At 42.6% G+C, this 22,896-nt stretch carries 13 protein-coding genes; 8 read left to right on the forward strand and 5 right to left on the reverse strand.

Annotation, left to right across the window (positions count from 1 at the left end; translation table 11 throughout):
• Positions 1-146: 146 nt before the first annotated feature.
• The gene (locus tag ACSSS3_RS01720; RefSeq protein ID WP_442846202.1) at positions 147-305 is read right to left on the reverse strand and encodes a hypothetical protein; all 159 of its coding nucleotides are present in this window, start codon (positions 303-305) and stop codon (positions 147-149) included.
• 176 nt (positions 306-481) lie between these two features.
• Positions 482-1,228: a LytR/AlgR family response regulator transcription factor gene (locus ACSSS3_RS01725; RefSeq protein WP_442846203.1), complete on the reverse strand. Its 747-nt coding sequence runs from the start codon at positions 1,226-1,228 to the stop codon at positions 482-484.
• 367 nt (positions 1,229-1,595) lie between these two features.
• Here ACSSS3_RS01725 and ACSSS3_RS01730 point away from each other — a divergent pair, with 367 nt between their 5' ends.
• The 6 genes from ACSSS3_RS01730 to ACSSS3_RS01755 all read left to right on the forward strand — a co-directional run bounded on the left by ACSSS3_RS01730 (position 1,596) and on the right by ACSSS3_RS01755 (position 11,416).
• On the forward strand, positions 1,596-2,906 hold the full coding sequence (locus tag ACSSS3_RS01730; RefSeq protein ID WP_442846204.1) for a DEAD/DEAH box helicase: 1,311 nt from the start codon (positions 1,596-1,598) through the stop codon (positions 2,904-2,906).
• Positions 2,907-3,095: 189 nt separating this feature from the next.
• On the forward strand, positions 3,096-3,578 hold the full coding sequence (locus ACSSS3_RS01735; RefSeq protein WP_228231250.1) for a hypothetical protein: 483 nt from the start codon (positions 3,096-3,098) through the stop codon (positions 3,576-3,578).
• A gap of 146 nt (positions 3,579-3,724) precedes the next feature.
• A complete protein-coding gene (locus ACSSS3_RS01740) occupies positions 3,725-6,427 on the forward strand; it encodes a S9 family peptidase (protein WP_442846205.1) in 2,703 nt (900 codons plus the stop codon).
• Between the two features lie 127 nt (positions 6,428-6,554).
• A complete protein-coding gene (locus ACSSS3_RS01745) occupies positions 6,555-9,806 on the forward strand; it encodes a S41 family peptidase (protein WP_442846206.1) in 3,252 nt (1,083 codons plus the stop codon).
• Positions 9,807-9,974: 168 nt separating this feature from the next.
• Positions 9,975-10,730 (forward strand): hypothetical protein, encoded by a 756-nt coding sequence (locus tag ACSSS3_RS01750; protein ID WP_442846207.1) that lies wholly within the window; start codon positions 9,975-9,977, stop codon positions 10,728-10,730.
• Between the two features lie 77 nt (positions 10,731-10,807).
• Positions 10,808-11,416 (forward strand): DUF1684 domain-containing protein, encoded by a 609-nt coding sequence (locus ACSSS3_RS01755; protein WP_442846208.1) that lies wholly within the window; start codon positions 10,808-10,810, stop codon positions 11,414-11,416.
• A 101-nt stretch (positions 11,417-11,517) separates the two neighbouring features.
• On the opposite strand, the gene ACSSS3_RS01760 is transcribed toward ACSSS3_RS01755, so the two are convergent.
• From ACSSS3_RS01760 to ACSSS3_RS01770, 3 genes are all read right to left on the reverse strand, one after another.
• Positions 11,518-14,217 carry a DUF5695 domain-containing protein gene (locus ACSSS3_RS01760; protein ID WP_442846209.1) on the reverse strand — a complete coding sequence of 900 codons (2,700 nt, stop codon included), beginning with the start codon at positions 14,215-14,217 and terminating at the stop codon, positions 11,518-11,520.
• A gap of 168 nt (positions 14,218-14,385) precedes the next feature.
• Positions 14,386-16,566 (reverse strand): family 43 glycosylhydrolase, encoded by a 2,181-nt coding sequence (locus tag ACSSS3_RS01765; protein ID WP_442846210.1) that lies wholly within the window; start codon positions 16,564-16,566, stop codon positions 14,386-14,388.
• Between the two features lie 150 nt (positions 16,567-16,716).
• Positions 16,717-18,531, reverse strand: coding sequence for a DUF4859 domain-containing protein (locus tag ACSSS3_RS01770; RefSeq protein WP_442846211.1), 1,815 nt, complete (start codon positions 18,529-18,531; stop codon positions 16,717-16,719).
• 282 nt (positions 18,532-18,813) lie between these two features.
• Here ACSSS3_RS01770 and ACSSS3_RS01775 point away from each other — a divergent pair, with 282 nt between their 5' ends.
• Together ACSSS3_RS01775 and ACSSS3_RS01780 are read left to right on the forward strand one after the other, a co-directional pair.
• Entirely contained in the window at positions 18,814-19,656 is an 843-nt protein-coding gene (locus ACSSS3_RS01775; protein WP_442846212.1) for an AraC family transcriptional regulator, read from the forward strand.
• Between the two features lie 129 nt (positions 19,657-19,785).
• Positions 19,786-22,836: a beta-L-arabinofuranosidase domain-containing protein gene (locus tag ACSSS3_RS01780; RefSeq protein ID WP_442846213.1), complete on the forward strand. Its 3,051-nt coding sequence runs from the start codon at positions 19,786-19,788 to the stop codon at positions 22,834-22,836.
• Positions 22,837-22,896 lie beyond the last annotated feature (60 nt).

A 22,896-nucleotide genomic window follows, 5' to 3' on the forward strand; every position in this document is an offset into this window, starting at 1 on the left:
TCCCTCATAAAAACTATTCAATTGATTTTAAACGTCTGGGAATTCATATTTATCTTAATAGACCAAATAGAAATATAAACTAAAAAACCCTAAGGTAAACTCAGTTTGGTATACTCTTAGGGTTAAAATTATAAATTGATCATATGTTAGTCCTCATCCGGGTCTCTTGGTTTAGTTTCATTATTCTCAGAACCAGAGTCACTTACTACGGTGGTTTCCTCTAAAAAGCGATCGGGTTCACAACTTGTATTTGCAAATGCAACAACAGCAAACAGTACTAACAGGGCGTAATTCTTTAATTTCATAATTGAAGTTTTTAATGAGTTAGGGAAACTTCAATTGGATCCAATCTCCCGATTATCGGGGTTTCTTTTTGTTAACAGTACAATTTTAAGGGAATCCTCGCAATCCCCGAAATTTTAAAGAACTTATATTGCAGATAACCCTGGACTAGTGGTAACTGCAACGTTTTGAAGGGTAACTAACCAAAAAGCACCTGCTCATCAGTTAAAAGTGTTTTCTTTAAGCCATCAACCTGGTCACGGAATTTTCGGGAGAAAGGCACGGAGTGACCATTTAAATCAGCATCAAAGAAAATAAGGGACTTACTGTAGTTTATGCGCTTTACAGCACGCTTGTTTATGATATAACTGTTATGTATACGCAGAAAATCATCTGAGAGCGTATCTTCAAAATATTTTAAGGATTTAAATGCAGTAACGTGCTTCTGACCATTTAGAAACAAATCGGTCGTATTATTATCTGCCTTCAAATATAAAATCTCCTCCACGTTTAAAAAACGATAATCAGAATACGACTTTAGACAAATCACATTATCCCGTTCTCTCGAGGTGCGCATTTGCAAACATTTTTTGCTCTTCACTAAACTTTTTCGAACATCAAGTTCGTACAGCGGATTCAATAAATAATCCTGAAATCCTGTTTTTAATGCCTGATACGCGAAAGATTTGGTTGAAGAAATAGCTACCAAAACCGGTTGGCACTCCAGATAGTTTAGCACTTCTACAAGGGAATTCCAGTCTGATTGGCGGTAATCAGGATGATCTAAGTCTACAAAAAGAATGGAGGGGGGCGTCTTTAATAAAGCATTATAAGCTGATTCTAAGCGAAACGAATAAAAGTCAAACTTATAATCACAAATATCAAATGACTGAAAAAACTTGATTACTTCTAAGTTTCTGGTTATAACGGAACATCTATAGTGCATGGGGCGTCAGTTTCCTGGTTCGTATTTACCAACTTATAAAATCTAAAACGCATTCGTGAAGAATAATGCTTACTCTTAGTAAGCTAAATGCCTGACCGATCAATGCAAGTGCCATTTCAATGATTAAACAACGTAGCTCTGACAGAATGTTATACGTAAAGGCCTACTACCGCCAGGACATAAAGACCTTGCTAGTTATACTAATAAGATTTTATGAGCAGAAATAAGCTTTGTGTACCCAAAACCCTAATAATAATAATAATAATAATAATAATAATAACGCCACAAACTCCTAAAAACCAACCTTTTCAGTCGCTTTTGCAAATACCAGCTTAATTAAGCTTATCTTTGCCGCTTATTAGAATTTATGACATTTAAAGATTTAGGTCTAATCGACCCGATCCTGAAGGCGCTCGCCGATAAAGGATACACCCATCCTACTCCCATTCAACAACAAGCCATCCCGGTACTTTTAAAAGGAAAAGATTTATTAGGTTCGGCACAAACCGGTACCGGTAAGACCGCCGCCTTTACGATTCCCATATTGCAACAAATCTACAACAAGGTAGGTTCGGGCAAGGGTGGTCGTAAACTCAAAGCACTAATCATTACCCCAACCCGCGAACTCGCCATACAAATAGACGATAACATAACCGAATACGGCAAATACACCGGTATAAAAAATACTGTGATTTTTGGGGGCGTTAAACAGGCCTCACAGGTTACTGAAATGCGTAAAGGCATTGATATCCTTACTGCAACCCCCGGGCGACTGCTCGATTTGGTTAAGCAGGGTTTCATCAGCCTTAAAGACATTGAATATCTGGTGCTCGATGAGGCAGACCAGATGCTCGACATGGGCTTTATTCACGATATTAAAAAAGTACTCAAACTGGTTCCGCATGACCGGCAGTCCCTGTTCTTTTCGGCCACGATGCCAAAAGCCATTGTTGACCTGTCTAAACTCATTCTGGGCGACTTTGAAAAAGTAAGCATCGCCCCGGAGAAGCCTACTGCCGAGCGCGTAGACCAAACGGTTTATTTTGTAAGCAAAAAAAGCAAGGCCAAATTACTCAAACACCTTATTGAGACCGAAAAGCCCGAAACTGCTTTGGTGTTTTCGCGCACCAAACACGGTGCCAATAAGATTGTAAAAATCCTGGACAAAGCCGGAATCAACTCCGCTGCCATTCACGGAAATAAATCACAGGCTGCACGCCAGAAAGCTTTAGGTGCTTTTAAAGATGGTAAAACTCAGGTTTTGGTAGCTACCGATATCGCAGCACGCGGTATTGACGTTTCAGAACTGGAGATGGTGATTCAATATGATCTGCCTAATGTCCCGGAAACTTACGTACACCGCATCGGTCGTACCGGTAGAGCAAAAGCCAGTGGTGTCGCCCTTGGTTTTTGTGCCGAAGATGAACGCCCTTATCTTAAGGATATTGAGAAGTTAATCAAGCAGAAAATACATGTGGTGACCGAGCATCCGTTCTTAATTGACGGTCCCGACGATCCTTCAGAACAACAGGACGAGCGGCCCGAACGCAGCGCAAACAACCGCAATACCAACAACCGCGCGCGGGGTAATAGCAATCGTAACCGCAACAACGGACCCAAAAAACGTACTGCCGGTAATCCTAAAAAACGCTTCAACAGCAAACCCAAGTCTGAATAAACTTTCGGCTTAAAATAATCAAATCCGCTGCAGAACTTCTGTAGCGGATTTTTAATTTAATTCGGTCGCTAAAGCTTTAAATATTCCCTTTCAAAAGCTCTTTATTTTTAACAGCATTTAAACGTACAAAGCTGTGTGCGCATGAGATTCTTTTCTATATTTATTCTGTTAAAACAACACGTAACTAAGATGAAAAAACTACTCATTCTCACCGCCCTTTCTGCAATTTTATTTGTGGGCTGTGATGATACCCGAAAAACCCTGCACGAAAAATACCTGGAGTTTGTAATGCACACAGACAGCCTGGAGCTTGTACACGATGCGATGACCGTTCACAACGAAGCATTAAAATCAGACACCCGCACGTTAAAACAACGTTTACAGGATCTTGAAGACACAGATTCTTTGGCTTTACTGGATCTGGCAAAACACCAGGCCTTGCTAAAAGAGCAAAATCAGATGCTTGCTAAACTGAAAGAAATCATCAACAGCCACGGCGAGATGAAAGCCTATTTTATGTCAGACAGCATCAGTATTGAAGCTATGGAGGCCCGCTTGCAGGAGATGGAAGCCAATAATGAAGACATCGCTTCACGGCTTTCGGAGATTAAAGCCGAACTGGTAAAAATTGAAGATCAGCAGGATTCCATGAATCCGCTAAAGTCTGAATAGGACTATCTCATTGATAATTAAACACATAAATCCCTGCCGGATACTTCGGCAGGGATTTTTTTTGATTTATATACCCCTGGCTAAAGTGATTATACGCCGCATTTTTGGTAACTTCATTGGCTTCAAACAAGCACATTTTAGCCATTATGTTCAAGAATTTATCTTCCCTACTGATAATCAGTCTGCTTTATACCGGCAGCTTTTTCGCCCAAACCGAAAAACCTAAAGATCCCAAACTCTGGACACCCGAAGACATCATCAATACCGAATACCTTTCCAACCCGGTCTTTTCGCCCGATGGGACAATGGTAATCTGGTCTAAGCGCGTACCGGTTAAGAAAAAAGACAAGTTTATTGCAAATCTCTACCTCACGCGACTCAACGTAAAAGAAAACGGCAGGTATCTCACCACCCAACTTACGCAAAGTGAAGAAAATGATTACAATCCCGTTTTTTCAGAAGATGGAAAAGCCATCTACTTTTTAAGTTCGCGAGACAAAGGCAAAAAACTTTGGAAAATCAGTCTTTACGGTGGCGAAGCCGAAGAAATCGAGGAGTTTGAAAACGGTATTTCAGACCTGCAGCTCAAAGACAAAACCACGCTGCTTTTTACTTCAAAAGACGGTAAAACCCTTTACGAGCAGCAAGCCGAAGAACGCAAGGATGATGTGGAAGTTATTGAGGATTCCCTGCACTGGCAACCCAGCCATATTTACGCTTTTGATCTGGATAAAAAACAAACTAGCCGTATCACAAGCAATGAAAAACCCATTGGTTCTTTTGAAGTTTCGCATAATGGCGATTGGCTGTATTTCACGATGACCCGAAGCCTGAGTTATGGTATCGATGCCCAGAAAGATCCCTACAGTTATCTGGTAAACCTTAAAACCAACACCAAAAAACAGATTTTGCAGGATTTTGAGTTTCCTGTAAACCGCGTGCAATTTACGGCAGACAACAGCGGCTTTTATTTCACCAGCGATTATGCTTCAGACCCCAAATGGAATGGCGCCGGTATCACCGAACTTTATTTTTATGATATCGCTTCCGCGAAAGCGACAAAGGTAAACCTCGACTGGGAGCTTGGACTGGGTGGTGGCTACACCGTAAGCGGCAATGATGTCATTGCGTCTTTGGCCAATAAAGCGACTATGAAACTCGCCTATTATACTAAAAAAGGAACAAGCTGGGCGAAAAGCGATTTCGATCTGGGCGAAAAGAACGATCACGTGAGTGTCAATGCTGTTTCAGACGATGGAACTAAAATACTGTATACCTGGTCTACCGCTTCAAACCTGCCTGAATATTTTATCGCCGATCTTAAAAAGAATAAAGTTTCTGACGATACCGTTTTCATCAGCCTTAACAAAAAACTGAAGGATAAATACCTGCCAAAAAGTGAAATCATCACCTGGAAAGGCTACAACGACGACGAAGTGACCGGCATTCTCTATTACCCAAAAGATTACGAGCCGGGCAAGATATACCCGTTTATGCTTAACATACACGGCGGTCCTATGAGTCAGGACATCGATGAATGGATGGACAGTTGGGCCTATTATCCTTCGATTTTGACCCAAAAAAATATGTTTGTCCTGATGCCTAACTACCATGGTTCTACCAATCACGGTCTGGAATATGCCGAAGCTATTAAAGGCAATTACTACGAACCCGAACTGGAGGACATAACCAAAGCCATAGATAAACTGGCCGCTGAAGGTAAAATAGACCGCGATCAGATGGGTACAATGGGCTGGTCTAATGGGGCTATCATCAGCACAATGCTCACCGTAAAATATTCAGATATGTTTAAGGTAGCCGCTCCCGGTGCCGGCGATGTCAACTGGACTTCAGATTACGGTACCTGTCAGTTTGGAGTGAGTTTTGACCAAAGTTATTTTGGGGGTGCGCCCTGGGACGACACTGATGGTCTGCCCTACAATCAAAATTACCTCGTTAAATCTCCGCTTTTTGAGATCGAAAAAATAAAAACACCTACCATTATCTTCCACGGAAGTGAAGACCGCGCAGTGCCCCGCGATCAGGGCTGGGAATACTATCGCGGCCTGCAGCAGGTAGGCAAAACACCGGTGAAGTTTTTATGGTTTCCGGGGCAGCCACATGGGTTGGGTAAAATCACGCATCAACTGCGCAAAATGAAGGAAGAGATCGCCTGGATTGACACCTATTTATTCAACAAAAAACCGGAAGACAATGAAGCTTTAAAAGAGGATAGTCCGCTTGCAGCCTTGCTCAAGCTCGATGAAGCGTCTATGCACAAGGGTCTCTTTGGTGATTTTACAAACGGCAAACTACTTCCAGAAGTGGTGCTGCTGAAAAAAGATTCCATCAGCCTGGGACGTTTTGAGGTGACCAATGCCCAGTTTAAAGCTTTTAAACCCGATTTCAGTATTGAAGCCGGGAAAGAAAATTATCCGGTTGTGACAGATAAAGCTTCGGCAGAAGCCTATGTAAAATGGCTTTCCGAACAAACCGGAGATACCTATCGCTTACCCAATGCTAAAGAAGCCGAAAACCTTCAGCAAAAAGCAGCTAAGGCAGCCAAAGACCAAAACAATCTCAACCACTGGGCGGGCTACGAGCTCACCCCCGAAGATGCAGCCCTACTTGAAGAAAAAGTGAATACCTTGACCCATTCCCTGCTTCGGCCTGTAGGCTCCGGAAAAGCAGTAGAACTGGAGACCGCCACGGTTTATGATTTGGGCGGAAACGTTGCCGAATACAGTCAAAACGCTAACTATGATTACAGCGCTTACGATTATGCAGATCCTTTCAATCAGGAACCGGTAAAAAGTAAACACATTGGAATACGGGTCGTAAAAGAGTAAATTACCTCACAGCAAGCCCACGAGGTACTTTTGAAAATGAATTTTTCGTTTCGAGGCAGACCTCGACCTAGTATACCTTTGGCGTTGCCAATAAAATCAATGCCTTTTAGCATTTAAAAGTCAAATTATGAAAATCATCAATCAATTATTCTCAATCGGGTTATGTGCCTTGAGCTTTTCAGCCCTTGCTCAATCAATCAACACAACAGACACACGCCTGCTCCGTGAGCCGGCTTTAAGTACCAATCACATCGCTTTTATATATGCCGATGATCTCTGGTTGGCAGACCGGGACGGTAAGAATCCACGGCGTCTTACTATAGACGAGGGCATTGAGCAAAACCCCGTCTTTTCGCCTGATGGCAAGACCATCGCCTTTAGCGCAGAGTACGATGGCAATACCGATGTATTTACCATTCCGGTTAGCGGCGGTATCCCCACACGATTAACCTATCATCCCTATACAGACTGGGTGCAGGGCTTTACGCCAGACGGTAAAAATGTGCTTTTTACCTCCCAGCGTGCGATGTTTACCAATCGCTATGCACAGTTATTTACCATCCCGTTGAGTGGTGGTAATGTTACCCAACTTAAGATTCCAAATGCCTTCTGGGCGAGTTATTCGGCAGATGGCAAGCACATCGCTTACACGCCTATCCCCGATCGTTTTAACCAGTGGAAACACTACCGTGGCGGTACCCAATCGCGTATTTTCATATTTGATACCGATACCTACGAAACCGTTGAAATCCCAAAACCGGCAGCCGGAAGCAACGATTCGCGCCCCGTTTTTGACGGAAACACGGTCTATTTTAAAAGCGACCGCGATGGCGAATTCAATCTGTACAGCTACGATCTGGCCTCAAAACAAGTCACAAAACACACCGATTTTAAAGATTTTGGCCTCATCAATCTGGCGGTAAATAACGAAGGAAAACTCATTTTAGAGCAAGCCGGCTATCTGCACAGTTTCGATCCTGCAACTAACAGCCTTAACAAACTTAAAATAGGCATCGCTACCGACCTTTTGGAGCTGCGTCCCCGCTTCGTTAGCGGAAAAGAACACATCCGCAGTGGCGGAATCTCTCCTTCCGGGGCGCGTTTGGTTTCCGATTTTAGAGGAGATATTGTGACCATTCCGTCAGAAAAAGGCGACATCACCTACCTCACGCAGACGCCCGGAGTTCACGAGACCTATCCCGAGTGGTCTCCTGACGGCAAAAGCATCGCTTATTTTTCGGATGCCGGCGGTGAGTATGCGTTGCACATCAAAGACCAAAACAGTACTGACCCCGCAAAAGCGATCAAACTCAACGGGACCGGCTTTTACGCCTACATCCACTGGTCGCCAGACAGTAAGAAAATCGCCTTTGTAGATAACGGGCGCAATCTGTATATCGCGACGCTTGCTTCGGGCAAGGTTGAAAAAGTAGCTCAGGATGTCTTGTATCAGCCCGGAGTTTACAGGGATTTATTCGGCAGCTGGTCTGCAGACTCCAATTGGCTGGCGTATACTTTGATCACTAATACCAACTTTGAGCAGGCCTATGTTTTTTCGCTTGGCGAAAGTAAATCCTATCCCATTTCAGACGGACTCGCAAATGTGACCAGCCCCACTTTTGATCCCAGCGGTAAGTATCTGTACTTAACAGCTTCGACTGATGCCGGGCCGGTGGTAAACTGGTTTGACCAGTCTAATCAGGATATGGAATCTACCAATGCGCTTTACCTGATTACGCTTCAAAAAGACGTAAAATCTCCATTCGCTAAAGAAAATGATGTCGAAGTTTTGGCAAAAGCCGAAGCTGAAAAAGAGGAGGGAAAAGACGAGAAAAAGAAGGAAACACCGGCTCTCAAAATTGACTGGGACGGCATTATGAACCGAATGGTTTCGATACCTGTAGGCACGGGAAATTACGGTACCCTTTCCGCACCTGAAGAAGGTGTACTCTATTACCTGTCGTATCCTGCACATAGCGGTGCGGTGAGCCTTCACAAATACGATCTGGCCGAGCAGAAAGACGAGGAGCTTATGGATGTCAATCACTACGAAATAAGCGCCAACGGTAAGAAAATGTATTACTACACCGGCGGCAACTGGTTTGTATCAGACACCGGCAAAAAGTCGGATAACGGCCCTGTAAATATGGATGCCATTCAGGTGAAAATAGATCCACCGAAGGAGTGGGTGAATATCTTCAACGAAGCCTGGCGCGTAAACCGTGATTATTTCTACGATCCGGGAATGCACGGTGTTAACTGGGACGCGATGAAGGAAAAATATGAAGTTTTCCTTCCCGATGTTCCTACCAAAGCGGACCTGTATCGCGTGATGAGCTGGATGTTTGCCGAACTTTCGGTAGGCCATCATCGTTTTGACTACCGCGGCGATAACCGTGTGGAAAAAGAAACGATCAACGGCGGACTGCTGGGTGCAGATTATATTACGAATAACGGTCGCTATCAAATCACCAAAATCTACGGTGGCTTAAATTGGAATCCCGATATGAAGTCTCCGCTAACCGAACCCGGAGTACAGGCCAAAGTGGGTGAATACCTCATCAAAGTAGATGGAAAAGAAGTAACCGCTTCAGACAATTTGTATTCCTTTTTTGAAAACAAAGCCGGGCAAATCATAAACCTTACGCTATCTGCAAACGCAAACGGAAGCAACGCGCACGAAGAGCAGGTAACCGCAATCGAATCGGAATGGGCTTTACGCAACCGCGACTGGGTTGAGGGTAACATTAAAAAGGTGGATGAGGCCACAAACGGGCAGGTCGCTTATGTGTATGTACCCAACACCGCAACAGGCGGTCACGAGTATTTTAAACGCTATTTCTATCCGCAGGCAGACAAAAAAGCGATTATTGTAGATGAGCGTTTTAACGGTGGAGGTCAGTTGGCCGACTACGTTATAGACCTGCTTAACAAACCGATGCAGAGCTATTGGAATTTCCGCTATGGGAAAGATATGAAAGCGCCCAGCGCATCTATACAAGGTCCGAAAGTGATGCTTATTGACGAAACTGCCGGTTCGGGAGGGGATTATTTGCCTTATTTATTCCGAAGAAATAATCTGGGAACGCTTGTAGGCAAACGCACCTGGGGCGGACTCGTTGGCGTTTTGGGTTATCCTGAATTTATTGATGGCGGAATCGTTACCGCTCCCAATGTTGCCTTTTATAACGAGGAAGGTTTTGGGATTGAAAACGTAGGAACTCCGCCGGATGTGGAAGTTGAGCAAACACCTAAAGACGTGATTGCCGGAAAAGACCCGCAGCTTGAAAAAGCCATTCAGATCATTATGCAGGAGCTGAAGCAAAATCCGCCAAAAACCCTGACCACGCCGGAATATCCGGATAAGACCAGAAATTAATTTTTTTATGTATCTGAAAGTCCGAACAAAGCTTCGGACTTTTTCATTTAAGCTTCAAAGTATTTTCTTACGAACTCAATAAAAACACCGTTTATATGTTATTTTAATGGGATTAAAATTAGAAAAAAGCTAGATAAGTGTATCTTTGTAGAACCCAATCCTATTGAAATGTTACATCGTCTATTTTTTCTATGTTTTTTTATAACTGTTCCTTCAGTTGCGCAGGTGGGAATAGGTACGACAAACCCTCAAAATACTCTTCACGTCGAAGGAGGCCTAAGAATCACCAATATTCCCTCAGGTGTTGATCAGGATGCAGAACAGCGCGTTTTGGCAACAGATGAAAATGGGGATGTTGTACAGGTAAGTCGGGATCAGTTTTTAAATAACGTCAATTTTCCTGAAGTGGTTTTCAGTGCTAAGTATGGTACCACAAACCCGTTGATACCATTCTTTACAGGCTGCAATCCCTGTAGTGGAGGACAATTATTAAGACTCAACCTGGTACAACCCAATATAGCATATCAAAAGGTTAGTGCGATTGAGGTGAATGATCCTTCAGGAACTAATGGTGATGAATCTTTTAGAATTAAAGAGGACGGTTATTATACTTTTGAGATACAAACCTCTTTAACCCTAAATAAAAACAATATTTATTATGTGAATTTTTATATGTCTAATACCAAGTTTAATGGGAATGTAGAGACAGATATTTTACGTATTTATGCAGGTAGTCCGGCATTCAATTCCGGAAATGGTCAAATAGGAACGCACATTACCTTTAAAGATGTAAAGTTTTATAATGCAGGAGATGAGGTTATTTTTGCATTTCAGCCGGCTTTTAATTCAGATTATATTTTAAATGGAAAGCCAACAGGAGCCTCATATGCCGCACAGCTTACCGTAACAAAATTCACCAATTAAAGAAGCCTCTGGTATAAGGTAATAAATATTGAAAATGGGTAATTTTACAGGACAATTGTCATTTCACCGTGAAAGCCATGTTCAAAATTATTAATTATCTATTCGTATCACTTGTATCCTGTTCCTATATAGTTGCTCAAACCAATTACGAACAAGAAATTTTACAATTTCAGGAAAACCTGAATGCGGAATATAAAAATCCGGAAGAATCACCGCTTACCCGAGAAGAGCAGGCTGCTTTTGAAGGGCATCAGTTTTATCCTATTGATTCTACATATCGGGTGGTGGCTGATTTTAAGCGATTCAAAAAACCGAAAACCATAAAATTTGCAACTTCTTCGGGTCGAATTAAACTGGAAGAAACCTATGCCATTGCTAGCTTTCAGCTCAATGGTAAAACACATGAGCTTACCATTTATCAAAGTCCGGAATTAAGAAAAACCGAAGAGTACAGGGATTATTTATTCCTTCCGTTTACTGATTATACCAGTGGCGTGGAAACTTATGGTGCGGGGCGCTATATCGATTTGAGCATTCCGGAAGGTGATACTATTGTAATAGACTTCAATAAAGCCTACAATCCGTTTTGCGCGTATAGTCCCAACTACTCCTGCCCCATTCCGCCGGAAGCCAATGACTTAAAAACAGAAATTAAGGCAGGAATCAGAGGTCCTCAGGATCATTAAAATGGAGTCCTAAACACATTCAAACGAAAACGCCCGGAGAAAAATCCGGGCGTTTTTGTTATTTTAAAGTGAGCAATAAAATCTTATACCACCTGTAAATTTTATGGCTCTTTGGTAATTGTTACTTCAACAGGTTCGCCCCCTAGCGGAACTTTATACATCCCGCGCTCAACCGGGTAATCCATTTTGAAACCTTCGGTAAGACTGATGTAGGCAAAGGGAGTAAACGCATCTTTAGGCATCAGGGTTAAGGAGACTTCCCCATTCTTTTTATTGTAAGAAGCTTCCGCTACTTTACCCGCTTCCAGAGTAATCCACAGTTCTTCCGGCTGAATAAAGATTCGATTTTTAGCAGCGGTAGTAACTTCTACTGAAATTTCCTTCTTTGTTTCGTTTAAATTTCCGCCGAAGGCTAACCAACCCAAATCTGCATCTTCAGTAAGGTAGGTCGCGGTGTTGATCGCATAACCGTAAAAATTAGGCCCGTAATCGCCGGAATGATAGTCTATTCGCAGCGTTGAAGGATAGGAATGAAAAGCAGACGGCCCAAAACCATCCTGAGTAATGTTAGAAATTGCACCCAGCGTACCACCGTATCCTACGCGCAACAAATACAAATCAGGATTTTCGCGGTAAGCGGTTAAGACCGGAATCGCATTTAAGCCCGAGCCATAATGATGAATCTGGCGCTCTACGCGGGATAACTTGCCTCCATACAGGAAATCCCAATATCGACGGGCATTCCCATTATATCCCCAATGCGGAATCGTAGGCATATAAGCCAATATCGCATCAAGTGTTATTTGGGCTTTCGCATCATATCCAAAATAATCAGACCACATAAACACTTCTTCCTGCCCGGTTGAATCCCAGGGCATCTCACTACCAAAAGGATAATTAAGCGATTTCCAATGATCTGCACGGGCTTTCATTCGGGTTTCGAGATCCTGAGCCATTTCGGTATAGCCTTCTTTCTTTAAATCTTTCAAAATAAACAGAAAAACACTTCCTTCCATCTGACCAAATTGAGCATAGTAAGGAGCATCTTCAATCATAGCCACCGCAGTACCATAGGCACTTTTCAGGTACCAGTCCCAACTGTGATTGGTCACCAAACCTTTATGATACCTACCCAGCCTGTACATAACCCAGTGCGTGGCCGCCACGTGGGGATAGTTATAAGAACGCCCGCGATCATCTGCGTGCTCCTTGTTCCACGCGGCCCAGGTTTTCCAGTTTATGGTGTCGCTGTAGGTACCTTCAGGCATGGTATCGGGTTCGTAGTAAAAAATACTTTTCTTTACGGCATATTTTCGGTCTCCCTCAGCATCCTGAATCACCCCCCAAAGCGTTCCGTCTACAAAAGCTTCCATTTTTTGTAGTTCTTCAGCGTCGGGAAGAATAAACTGCTTCATCATCGCTCCCAGATAACTCCCGGCTCCTCCCTCATCACTCAAACCTGCAACCCAGGCACGACTGTCCTGAGTAATTTGCCTTTTGGTCTCATAATCATACGAGATTACCGAAGGATTACGTTTAAAAAGATCTCCTTCCTCATCAAACCACTGCTCGGTAGTCAAAAATTGCCCAAAGTCTTTTACCACTTCCGTTTCGGGCTTGATAACTTTATAGTTAACCGTTTGCTTCAGCCCATCTGCGTACACGATAGTCAGGCGTGCGCGACCCCAGGTTTTACCCTGAACATTGTATTTAACATAGCCATTTTTAGCAGGTTCTTCTTCTGTAATTAAAAGTGAACCCTCCGGCTCTACACGCATAGAAGCCACCTTTTTTGGATATTTTAAGAATAACTGGGCCTTAACATCCTGAGGTAAAACATAGCCCGGAACACCAATGGCCACCGGACGCTTTTCTTCGATTAACTTTTGCTGTGTTCCCCTGACCCCTGTAGTTGGTACGATTTTCAAAGCAAAATCCTTGCTCTCTCCCGGTTTTAGAGTGGTCGAAGTGGGTTCATTCCACTGCTCAACTCCTTTCCACTCCTGTTCGGCATAAGCCTCACTATGAGCCATCCACTCAAGGAAGCCCTCAAAAACCACGCTTCGCGGTGAAGGATCGTCATTCAAGGGTCTGTAGGCTTCAAACGGCATGTTTTCGGCAGGAAGCACAAGCAAACCGCTGCCCACACCGCTAAGTCTTTTAACCTCAAGGTAACCGGCACCTTCTCCTATATACGGATCAAAAAATACATTTTGAGCGTGGGTTTCATCAAGTGATTTTCCTTCTAAGATATTGTTGAATGCCATCGGGATTCCCAAAGCTCCAAGCTCAACGCTAGTCTCTGAAGTATTTTTAAGACGAAAGCGTAAAACCAGATCGCCCTCAACATCTTCGTAATAACGGGTTATGTGCACAGGCAAATCGTCTGGCAAAGTTGCACTCAGGTCTGCCGCAGCAAGTACGGGTGCGGAAGCTTCAAGCGGAGTCACCGGTTTACGCGCTGATGCCGTGCTGTAAGACACCCACTCGCCCGAAGTATTTTTGATTCTGAAATTAAGGTCACCTAACCAGTAGAGACCATCTTTTCCTCGTATTTCGAGGCGGTCACCCGGTGTAAAGTCAAAGCCCGGTTCGGCTGCCGGAGACAGGCCCGCCACGGTTTGGGAAGCCTTGACCAGTTTAAGGATAAAGTTTTTGGTTTTATAGGTATCAATTCCCTCTTCGAGACCCAAAGTGGACGGTTTTGATGCCAGGTTTTCCCAGTAGCCCTGTGCTTTTGTAAATTGAGAAAATCCTAAAAGCAGAAATATCAGAAGAAGTTGTCTGTTATACTTGTTCATTTCGAAGATTATGGTGTTTACGATTTCTAAATAAAAAGGAATTTAGAACTAATCCTGATTATTAGATTTGGAGAAATTAGCGATTAGTGATACAATCTTAGCTTACGAGGAGACTTTTTAGCTAAACACCCGTTTTTATTAGCATAGAATTATACGGATTCGCGCATATTAACGAAATGGAGATGATTCTCTATTCAAGGTTTGTATTTCCTCACGTTCCATGCCGCGGTCATAAAATTTCAGCGAAGCTAAATATCCACTATAGCCTTCACCTGCATCTGAAGATCCTACGATTAATTTGGCATTTTCAATTTGACTGGCCAGAGTCATAATCTGAGCATTATCAAGCTTTCCATCAACATACACGCGCTCGGTCACCCCATCAAAGGTTAATACCAAATGATGCCATTTATCCGCTTCAGGAAGCTGCTTGTACGGCATATCAAAATGACTATCTAAATGCCCTGCAGCCCCATAATGAGCTGAATTGTAAAAAAAGGCATTATACGAATTGGCCAAACCAAATTTATACCGGTCGCACCAGGATGCTAAACATTCACCATCCTGAGCAACTTCCGGATTTTTAACCCAGGCAGACACGGTGAAGGCGCCATTCCACGCCAGGCTTTCAGGTACCGGTTTGTTTAAAATTAAAGCTCCATTGATAAACTGAAACACCTTAGTCCCATCCTCTTCTGTAATGGACACCTGCCCCTCCTTGTTAAACTTACCTCCATAAGTTCCTTTGTTTTCTACCGAAGCGAAGGTGTCTCCAGCATTTAATCCTTCAGCATCCAAATCGATGAGCTGCTCTCGCAAGGCTTGAGAAGCTGGCGGGTTAACCGAAGCTTTATTCATCAATTGGGGTAAGGGGATTTCAAAAAGCGCGCTGTAGACCTTAAAATTCCAAACAGCCGAAAAAAGGCCGGTTTTTTCGGTTGCCAAAATAGTTAACTTTAAATAGCGTGCTTCCACGTCGCCATTATCGAGCATGGGGCTTCCGGGAGTACGATTATCGGATCGGTCGGCAAAAAGGTTCCAGTTTTCACCATCTACAGAGTATTCAATTTGATACTGATAGTAGTAACTGGCAAATTCAAAACTGGTTGCTATGCGCTTTACGGGGTAAACCGCTCCCAAATCAACATTTAAAGATTGCGGAAGAACATTAGAAGCCGCTTTCCACATTGTAGCATTATTATGATCAACGGCTTTATCTGGACTATAGGTATAATTTAAATCCGGAATTTCCAGATTATAACTCGAGGTAGCCGTTGCAAGAGCATTATAGGCCACATCTTCAGGAAGCGAAGAGGTATTGAGTTTAGATAACGAAGTGCTTCCGGGTTTTACTGCCAGCAAGGTGGAGTCATTCTTAAAATTAAGTTCATCAACACATATCTGGCGAGCCAAACCTCCACGCGTCATCGGGTAATCGTGCTTGTGATATACAATGTAGTAATCGTTGCCTTCCTGCAAAACCGAGTGATGCCCGGGGCCGTGAACGCGTTCATCTTCGGTAGTACTCAAAACCGGATTATTAGCTCCGGGAGTAAATGGCCCCCAGGGGCTGTTCGCATAAGAATAGCGCACATTATAAGTCTCATCGTGGCAGGAGCCGCCGCTATACATCAGCACGTATTTTTCCCCTTTCTTCAACATATAGGGAGCTTCAAAAGGCTGCGGGGTTTGTGCCGGCGGAATATTTTCAGCTTTTGTAATGCTATTCATTGTTTTATTATTGAGCTCACCTACCGCATAACCGCCATTGTAATGCACCCATGTTCCCCAATAGGCAAAAATCTTACCATCGTCATCTTTAAAGAACTGAGCGTCCAATGATGGGAAACCTTCACGAGGAAAGCCATGAGATATGACCGGTGTATCGTCTTTCTGTAATTTTTTCCAGGGGCCTACCGGTGTGTCAGATACATAACCGTAGATATTGCAACCCATCTGGCAGTTTCCAAAATACAGGTAATACTTACCGTCATCGCCTTTTAAGATATCGGGAGCCCAGTAATTACGCAAATTAACCGCATCAAGGGAAGGAATTTCCATCGTATAATTATACCAGTTCTCAAAGTCGGTACTATACCAGACTGTAGGAGCTCCTGATGCCAGCATCTCGTTATCTGTTGTGGCGTATATGTAATAAATGCCATCAAACTTCTTGATTGTAGGATCTGCAAACCATCCCGGGATAATGGGATTAAGGCTTTCTGCCTGTTCGCTTAATTCAGAAGTTTGAATATTCAAAAAAGCCTGATTTCCGTTTGAATTCTCTCTGCCTTTATCGCAGGCCGAAAAAAGTATTAAACAAATTAATGCGGTAAAATTACTTTTCAATTGAAACATATTTTTAAGTACTAAAAACCTTAACCTCTTCACATACCGAAACGCACCCTGAGTCTTAAAAGGCAGTTGTTGCCAAAGAATCAAAGGTGCGCTTTTACAGAATAGCAAGGCTAATTCCCCGACAATTTTACAAACCAGTTGCTATTCAATTTTAATTTTAAAAGTGAACGTTGCCTGAGCAGATTTTCCACTTTCATATTCATAAACCAAAGCCTGCCTTACGGTATAGACGTCTCCGGTTTTAAGACGACCGGGATACTGTCCAGTTTTGAATTTCAGCCCGACTTCATCAAATTCTGAAAACACATAAGCATTATCACCCCAGCCAATCACATCACCGGCAGCATTAAACCAGTGTCCGTAACCAGATGCCGTTGTTTCTGAGATCAAGTCCTCATTGCTGTTTATAGCATAAAACTTAATGGCATCTCTCATTTTAGCTTTAATATCATTAGTCGAAAGTTGAAAGGCATTAGTCAATTTTTCAATATCAATATTGATGATTTTGCCCGAATATGCTTCTGCATCTGCAGGAAAAGAGACATCATATTCAAAATCTATAGATTCTGGCGTTTCTTTTCCAGAAGAATCAAAATATCCCAAGATATTAGTGTTAGTAAATTTAACAGCATAAGGCCACTCAGCATCATTGCTGTTATCATCATCCCAGGCATGCGGGCTATACTGCGTGGGGGCGCCGGTAACCACAAGCCAGAGTTTGGAGCAATTTTCCGGTACTGTAAAACTATGCTCCCCTTCAGCCGAACTTTGCATAGTACCATAAACCCGTGCCCCGTTGTTTTTAAGCGCAACAAAACCATAGCGCCATCCTGCGATAGAAGCATTAACCGCATTGAAACCTGTTTCATTGGGAAGGCCTTTAAAATTCACGCTAATTTCAGTATTGCCCTCAGGCACTTTTAGGGGAATCACATTATACCCGGTTGTCTGAGGCACATATGCCTTGGCAACAACATGAACGCCATCTTCACGGGTCGTGTAATCAAACTTTTGAGCACCTATATAATCCGCTCCTAAATCGCGCAATTCGTCAAGGTCCCAGGTCACCATTTTAGATGCTGCTTCATAAATCTCATCATTAAAAGCTTTGGCATCGATACCGGTTATTCGCATATAAGCCTGCACGGGATCTTCAGGTTGCTGTGCTTCTCGCCAAAGCTTACCTATAAAATCCTGACCATGCAACTGCGTCCAATAATAATGGATGAAATAACTGGCGTAGCGGTAATTTTCGTGATGGATGTGCTTGTTGTAATTGTCGATATAAACAGCAAAATCAAAAGCCGTGAAAATCTGAGAAGGAAAAGCTTTAAATGCCTGCCACTGGGCAGTTTGCTCCCAGAACGCATTGCCCCCATTTCCACCAAAGCCATATCTAAAACCGTGACCGTTGCCTAGATCAGCATTAACCTGGTATTGAAAACTATGCCCTATTTCGTGCGCCAAAGTATGACCTGCGGGCTGTGTTGTACCAGGGCTAATCCATAACGCGCCTATTTTATCATCATAGCCGGCACCGGTCGCCAGCCACTCGTCCTGATAAAACAGGAAAATCATCATTTTATAAGTTTTAAGCTTGGTATTTTCCAGATCGAGATCGGCAAATTTGAGCTGTTGTACATTTAAAGTATAAAAGTCCTCTGCCTTATTCAGAAGCTCCTCAATGTCAACGCGATATTTTTCAGGTACAGCTGCAGATCCGGGATCATTGTTTTGATACTTGGCATCCCAGAATAGGATAAAATGCTCAGACTGGCGGCTGCGTTCAAAACTCCATTTACTCGAGTTATCTTCATAATCCATATTCCCAAACTCTATAGGCTTGTATATCTCAAGACCTAATTCTTTGGGTGTCTCTTCCTGTTCTTCACCCTCCGAAAGCAGTTCTTCCTTATCAGAAGAGCAGGATGCAAGTATTAAAGAAAATAAAGCCATTTTAAGAATTTTAAACATAAGCTTTTGGTTTTTATTGAATTTATTCAAAAATAACGACTCTGATTTTCGAAAAATTATAAAATCTAAACCAGTCTTAAACTTATGTTAACCTTCCTTGAGAAAGACGTAAATACTTAGATACAGTCCTAAATAGAAATCGGGTATGGGTTTGTTAAATCTTGTAAGTGCATATATTACATTAGCCACTTTTAATACTATATAACCCCTCAAGGGTAGATTAATGGTAAATAATAGTAATTTCATACCAACAAATCTTGACTGATGAAAATTTTACCCTTCAAAGTCCCTAAACCCGGTAAAGAATCGTTGGTTTATCAGGAAGATCGTGAAATGCGATTTTACGACAAACTACACGAGCACGAAGAAATACAGATAAGCTATATTGTAAATGGTCGTGGATCTCTCATTCTTGGAGATACGGTTAATGAATATAAACCCGGTGACATTTTGATCATCGGTGAAAAAATCCCTCATGTCTTCAGGTCTGATTCAGATATCCACGAAGAATCGGTGATGTACAGTCTGTTTTTCACTAAAAGCTCATTCGGAAAAGATTTTTTTAACCTGAGCGATCTCACCGGTGTTGAAAATTTCTTCAAAAAGTCTGATCACGGAATGAAGATCGTATCACAGCACGATGCACTCTACACCAAGTTTGAAATGCTGAAAAACCAAAACCGCATACAACGTCTGGCTACTTTTTTACAGATTTTAGACATACTTATTCACGCAGAATCAACCCCGCTTTCATCATTTATTTATCAAAAACCCTACTCTGATGATGAAGGTAAACGTATGAACGACGTGTTGCAGTTTACTTTAGATCATTACCAACAGAATATTTCGCTTGATGATGTTGCGGCAAGAGCGAATATGACTAAAAATGCTTTTTGCCGGTATTTTAAAAAACGAACCAACAAAACCTATTTTCAGTTTTTGATCGACCTTCGAATCGAGCAGGCGTGTAAATTACTCTACAACAAAAAAGATATATCCATTGGCGCTATTTCAGAATTATCGGGTTTTCCAAACGTGGCCAATTTTAACCGGAAATTTAAAGAATTGAAGAAAATGACCCCTTCTGAGTATCGTGCGAGCATTTAAAGCACACAAGCTTTCAATCAACATAGTATCAAGGTCCGATAAGATGTATTAATGCAGATTTATATCGATTCGTAATTTTAATATTATTTCACCCTGGTCATAACTAAACAAATCTATTTAATTTAAAATATGAGTTCATCCACTTTGAATATTTCCTGCTATTTAACACTTTTCGTCGTATTGTTTTCGGGTTTCGGTCTGCGGGCTCAGGAAGGCGACCAAATTCTGGATGGTATAGGAGAGACCGATCTAATAGCCCGTTATACCTTAGAAGAGGATCTAAAAGACTGGTCCAGAAATAATTTACACGCCACGATAACGGAAGAACCTCAGTTTGTTGAAGATTTGCAATTTGAAAAAACGCTTTCTTTCTCTGGAAAAACAAATGAATACATTTACCTTCCAAATCAGGTTCTAAATGGGGTTGAATCGCTTAGCGTAAGTAGCTGGCTTTATTTGAAAGGAGAAAATCAGGGGGCTTTCCTTTTTGATTTTGGCAAAAAAGAAGGAAATCATTTTTTTGCCGTTCCTGATAATTTTAAAAACATTGCCGGCTTTGTTGCAGGGCTTGAAACCGATTCAAATCTGCAACCTGCCAGTGGAGCTCAGACTATCGAAAAAGGAAAATGGGTGCATCTCGTAGTAGTACTCGACTTCCCCGCTCAGGCCTTACGCACCTATATTAATGGTGAAGAAGCTGCTGAAGAAATGATACGTTTTGATCTTTCAGATGCATTTACGGGCACAGGAAATCAATTGGTTATTGGTCAATCTCTTGATGCAAAAGCTCCGGCTTTTACAGGTAAACTCCACGACTTCAGAATTTACAGAACGCCCTTAACTGAAAATCAAATCAAACGTATTTACAATGGTGCACTGCATGCCACGCACGTGGTTAACGAGCGTGATGAAGAAAATGTAGGTTTACCCCAATTTGACAAAAATGTACCTCAGCTTTACAACAGCTTTCTTACCGATGTTGCAGATATCACCGTAAACACTGCGGTGGGTGAATTACCCAGACTACCCCGATATTTAAAAGGAAATTACCGAAACGGGATAGAAAACGCCCCTCAGGTACGCGTCATCTGGCCAGCACCAACAGACAATGCTGCTGTGGCCCGCGCAGGCTCTTACACCATTACCGGGACTGTGCCCGGCACTGATTTTAAACCCAAAGCAACCGTAGTTGTTTCGGAAAACAGTGTGCAGCCAGCACCTCTACAAAAGCTGGAAGGCTTTCAACTGAATCAGGTTTTTTTAAATCCTGATTCTTCCGGTGAAGCTACTAAGTTTATGGAAAACCGGGATAAATTCCTATCCACGCTAGCCGGGACAAATCCTGATTCTTTCCTGTATATGTTTAGGGATGCTTTTGGACAAACTCAACCCGAAGGAGCTTTTGCTTTAGGTGTATGGGATTCGAGAGAAACCAAGTTAAGAGGGCATGCCACAGGTCACTATTTAAGCGCGCTTGCACAGGCATATGCCAGTACAGCCTATGACAAATCACTACAGCAAACCTTTGACCAAAAGATAAACTATATGGTAGATGTGCTGTATAACTTATCTCAGCTTTCAGGTAATCCACAAACTACAGGAGGTCCTGCTGAATCTGACCCTACGGCTGTTCCCGTGGGTCTAAACAAAAGCAGTTACAACTCAGATTTAAGCGAAGAAGGCATACGTACTGACTACTGGAACTGGGGCAAGGGCTTTATAAGTGCATACCCCCCAGATCAATTTATTATGCTTGAAAAGGGAGCTAAATACGGAGGACAGGTAGATCAGATTTGGGGTCCTTATTACACTCTTCATAAAATTCTGGCGGGTCTGATGGATATTTATGAAGTAAGCGGAAACAAAAAAGCGCTGCAAATTGCTACAGGTATGGGTGACTGGGTACACGCACGATTAAGCAAACTACCTACAGATACATTAATAAGTATGTGGAATACCTATATCGCAGGTGAATTTGGAGGTATGAATGAGTCTATGGCGCATTTGTACAGTTTAACCGGTGAGGAGCGGTATCTTGAAACCGCAAAACTCTTTGACAATATCAAAGTATTTTATGGGGACGCACAGCACAGTCACGGTCTGGCTAAAAATGTGGATACTTTTAGAGGCCTTCATGCCAACCAACACATTCCCCAAATAGTGGGTGCGCTTGAGATTTACCGCGACAGCCAGTCTCCCCAGTATCTTAAAGTAGCAGACAACTTCTGGTATAAGGTCAAAAACGATTATATGTACAGCATAGGTGGTGTTGCAGGAGCACGAAACCCTGCCAACGCCGAATGCTTTATAAGTCAGCCGGCTACTATATATGAAAATGGTCTTTCTGCCGGTGGGCAAAATGAAACCTGTGGGACTTATAACATGCTTAAACTCTCCCGCGGACTCTTTATGATAGATCCCCGTACCGAGTTTATGGACTATTATGAACAAGGACTATACAATCAGATTCTGGCTTCAGTTGCCGAAGATAGCCCTGCAAACACCTATCATATTTCGTTAAGACCGGGATCTTCAAAACAATTTTCAAATGCTGATATGACCGGCTTCACATGTTGTAACGGTACCGCGTTAGAAAGCAGTACCAAGCTGCAAAATTCAATCTATTTTAAAACTAAAGATGACCAGGCACTTTATGTAAATCTCTATGTTCCTTCTACCCTGAATTGGGAATCAAAAGGTATAAGCATAGAGCAGGAAACCAGTTTTCCACGCGAAGATGAGACTACTTTAATTGTAAAGGGCAAAGCCAAATTTGACCTTAGGTTGAGGGTTCCCGAATGGGCAACTCAGGGATTTTCAGTAACAATTAACGGAAAGGCTGAAAAATTACAGGCAACTCCCGGAAGCTATTTGAGCATTTCGCGAAACTGGAAAAATGGCGATCGCATCACGGTAAAAATGCCGTTTGGTTTTCACCTGAAGCCTATTATGGACCAACCCAATATCGCCAGTCTATTTTACGGTCCGGTACTTTTAGCAGCCCAGGAAACAGAACCTTTAACCGAGTTCCGAAAAATTAAGCTGGATGCCCGTGATTTGGGGAAAACCATTACCGGTGACCCTAAAGCCTTGGAATTTGAAATTGACGGAACTCTATTTAGACCTTTTTACGACACGTATGGGCGGCACTCCGTTTACCTGGATGTTTCGTTAGAATAAGTCCTTTCAGCACACTCCTAGACCTTCAGCCCAGACACTATGAGCTAAAAACTTTATTAT

It is taken from the genome of Leeuwenhoekiella sp. H156 (assembly GCF_052218455.1).
In the GTDB taxonomy this organism is placed as follows: Bacteria; Bacteroidota; Bacteroidia; order Flavobacteriales; family Flavobacteriaceae; genus Leeuwenhoekiella; species Leeuwenhoekiella parthenopeia.

Excerpts from the sequence above, each read along its gene's own strand:
- ACSSS3_RS01720 (WP_442846202.1), bottom strand. The coding sequence starts at position 305 with ATGAAATTAAAGAATTACGCCCTGTTAGTACTGTTTGCTGTTGTTGCA.
- ACSSS3_RS01725 (WP_442846203.1), bottom strand. The coding sequence starts at position 1,228 with ATGCACTATAGATGTTCCGTTATAACCAGAAACTTAGAAGTAATCAAG.
- ACSSS3_RS01730 (WP_442846204.1), top strand. The coding sequence starts at position 1,596 with ATGACATTTAAAGATTTAGGTCTAATCGACCCGATCCTGAAGGCGCTC.
- ACSSS3_RS01735 (WP_228231250.1), top strand. The coding sequence starts at position 3,096 with ATGAAAAAACTACTCATTCTCACCGCCCTTTCTGCAATTTTATTTGTG.
- ACSSS3_RS01740 (WP_442846205.1), top strand. The coding sequence starts at position 3,725 with ATGTTCAAGAATTTATCTTCCCTACTGATAATCAGTCTGCTTTATACC.
- ACSSS3_RS01745 (WP_442846206.1), top strand. The coding sequence starts at position 6,555 with ATGAAAATCATCAATCAATTATTCTCAATCGGGTTATGTGCCTTGAGC.
- ACSSS3_RS01750 (WP_442846207.1), top strand. The coding sequence starts at position 9,975 with ATGTTACATCGTCTATTTTTTCTATGTTTTTTTATAACTGTTCCTTCA.
- ACSSS3_RS01755 (WP_442846208.1), top strand. The coding sequence starts at position 10,808 with ATGTTCAAAATTATTAATTATCTATTCGTATCACTTGTATCCTGTTCC.
- ACSSS3_RS01760 (WP_442846209.1), bottom strand. The coding sequence starts at position 14,217 with ATGAACAAGTATAACAGACAACTTCTTCTGATATTTCTGCTTTTAGGA.
- ACSSS3_RS01770 (WP_442846211.1), bottom strand. The coding sequence starts at position 18,531 with ATGGCTTTATTTTCTTTAATACTTGCATCCTGCTCTTCTGATAAGGAA.
- ACSSS3_RS01775 (WP_442846212.1), top strand. The coding sequence starts at position 18,814 with ATGAAAATTTTACCCTTCAAAGTCCCTAAACCCGGTAAAGAATCGTTG.
- ACSSS3_RS01780 (WP_442846213.1), top strand. The coding sequence starts at position 19,786 with ATGAGTTCATCCACTTTGAATATTTCCTGCTATTTAACACTTTTCGTC.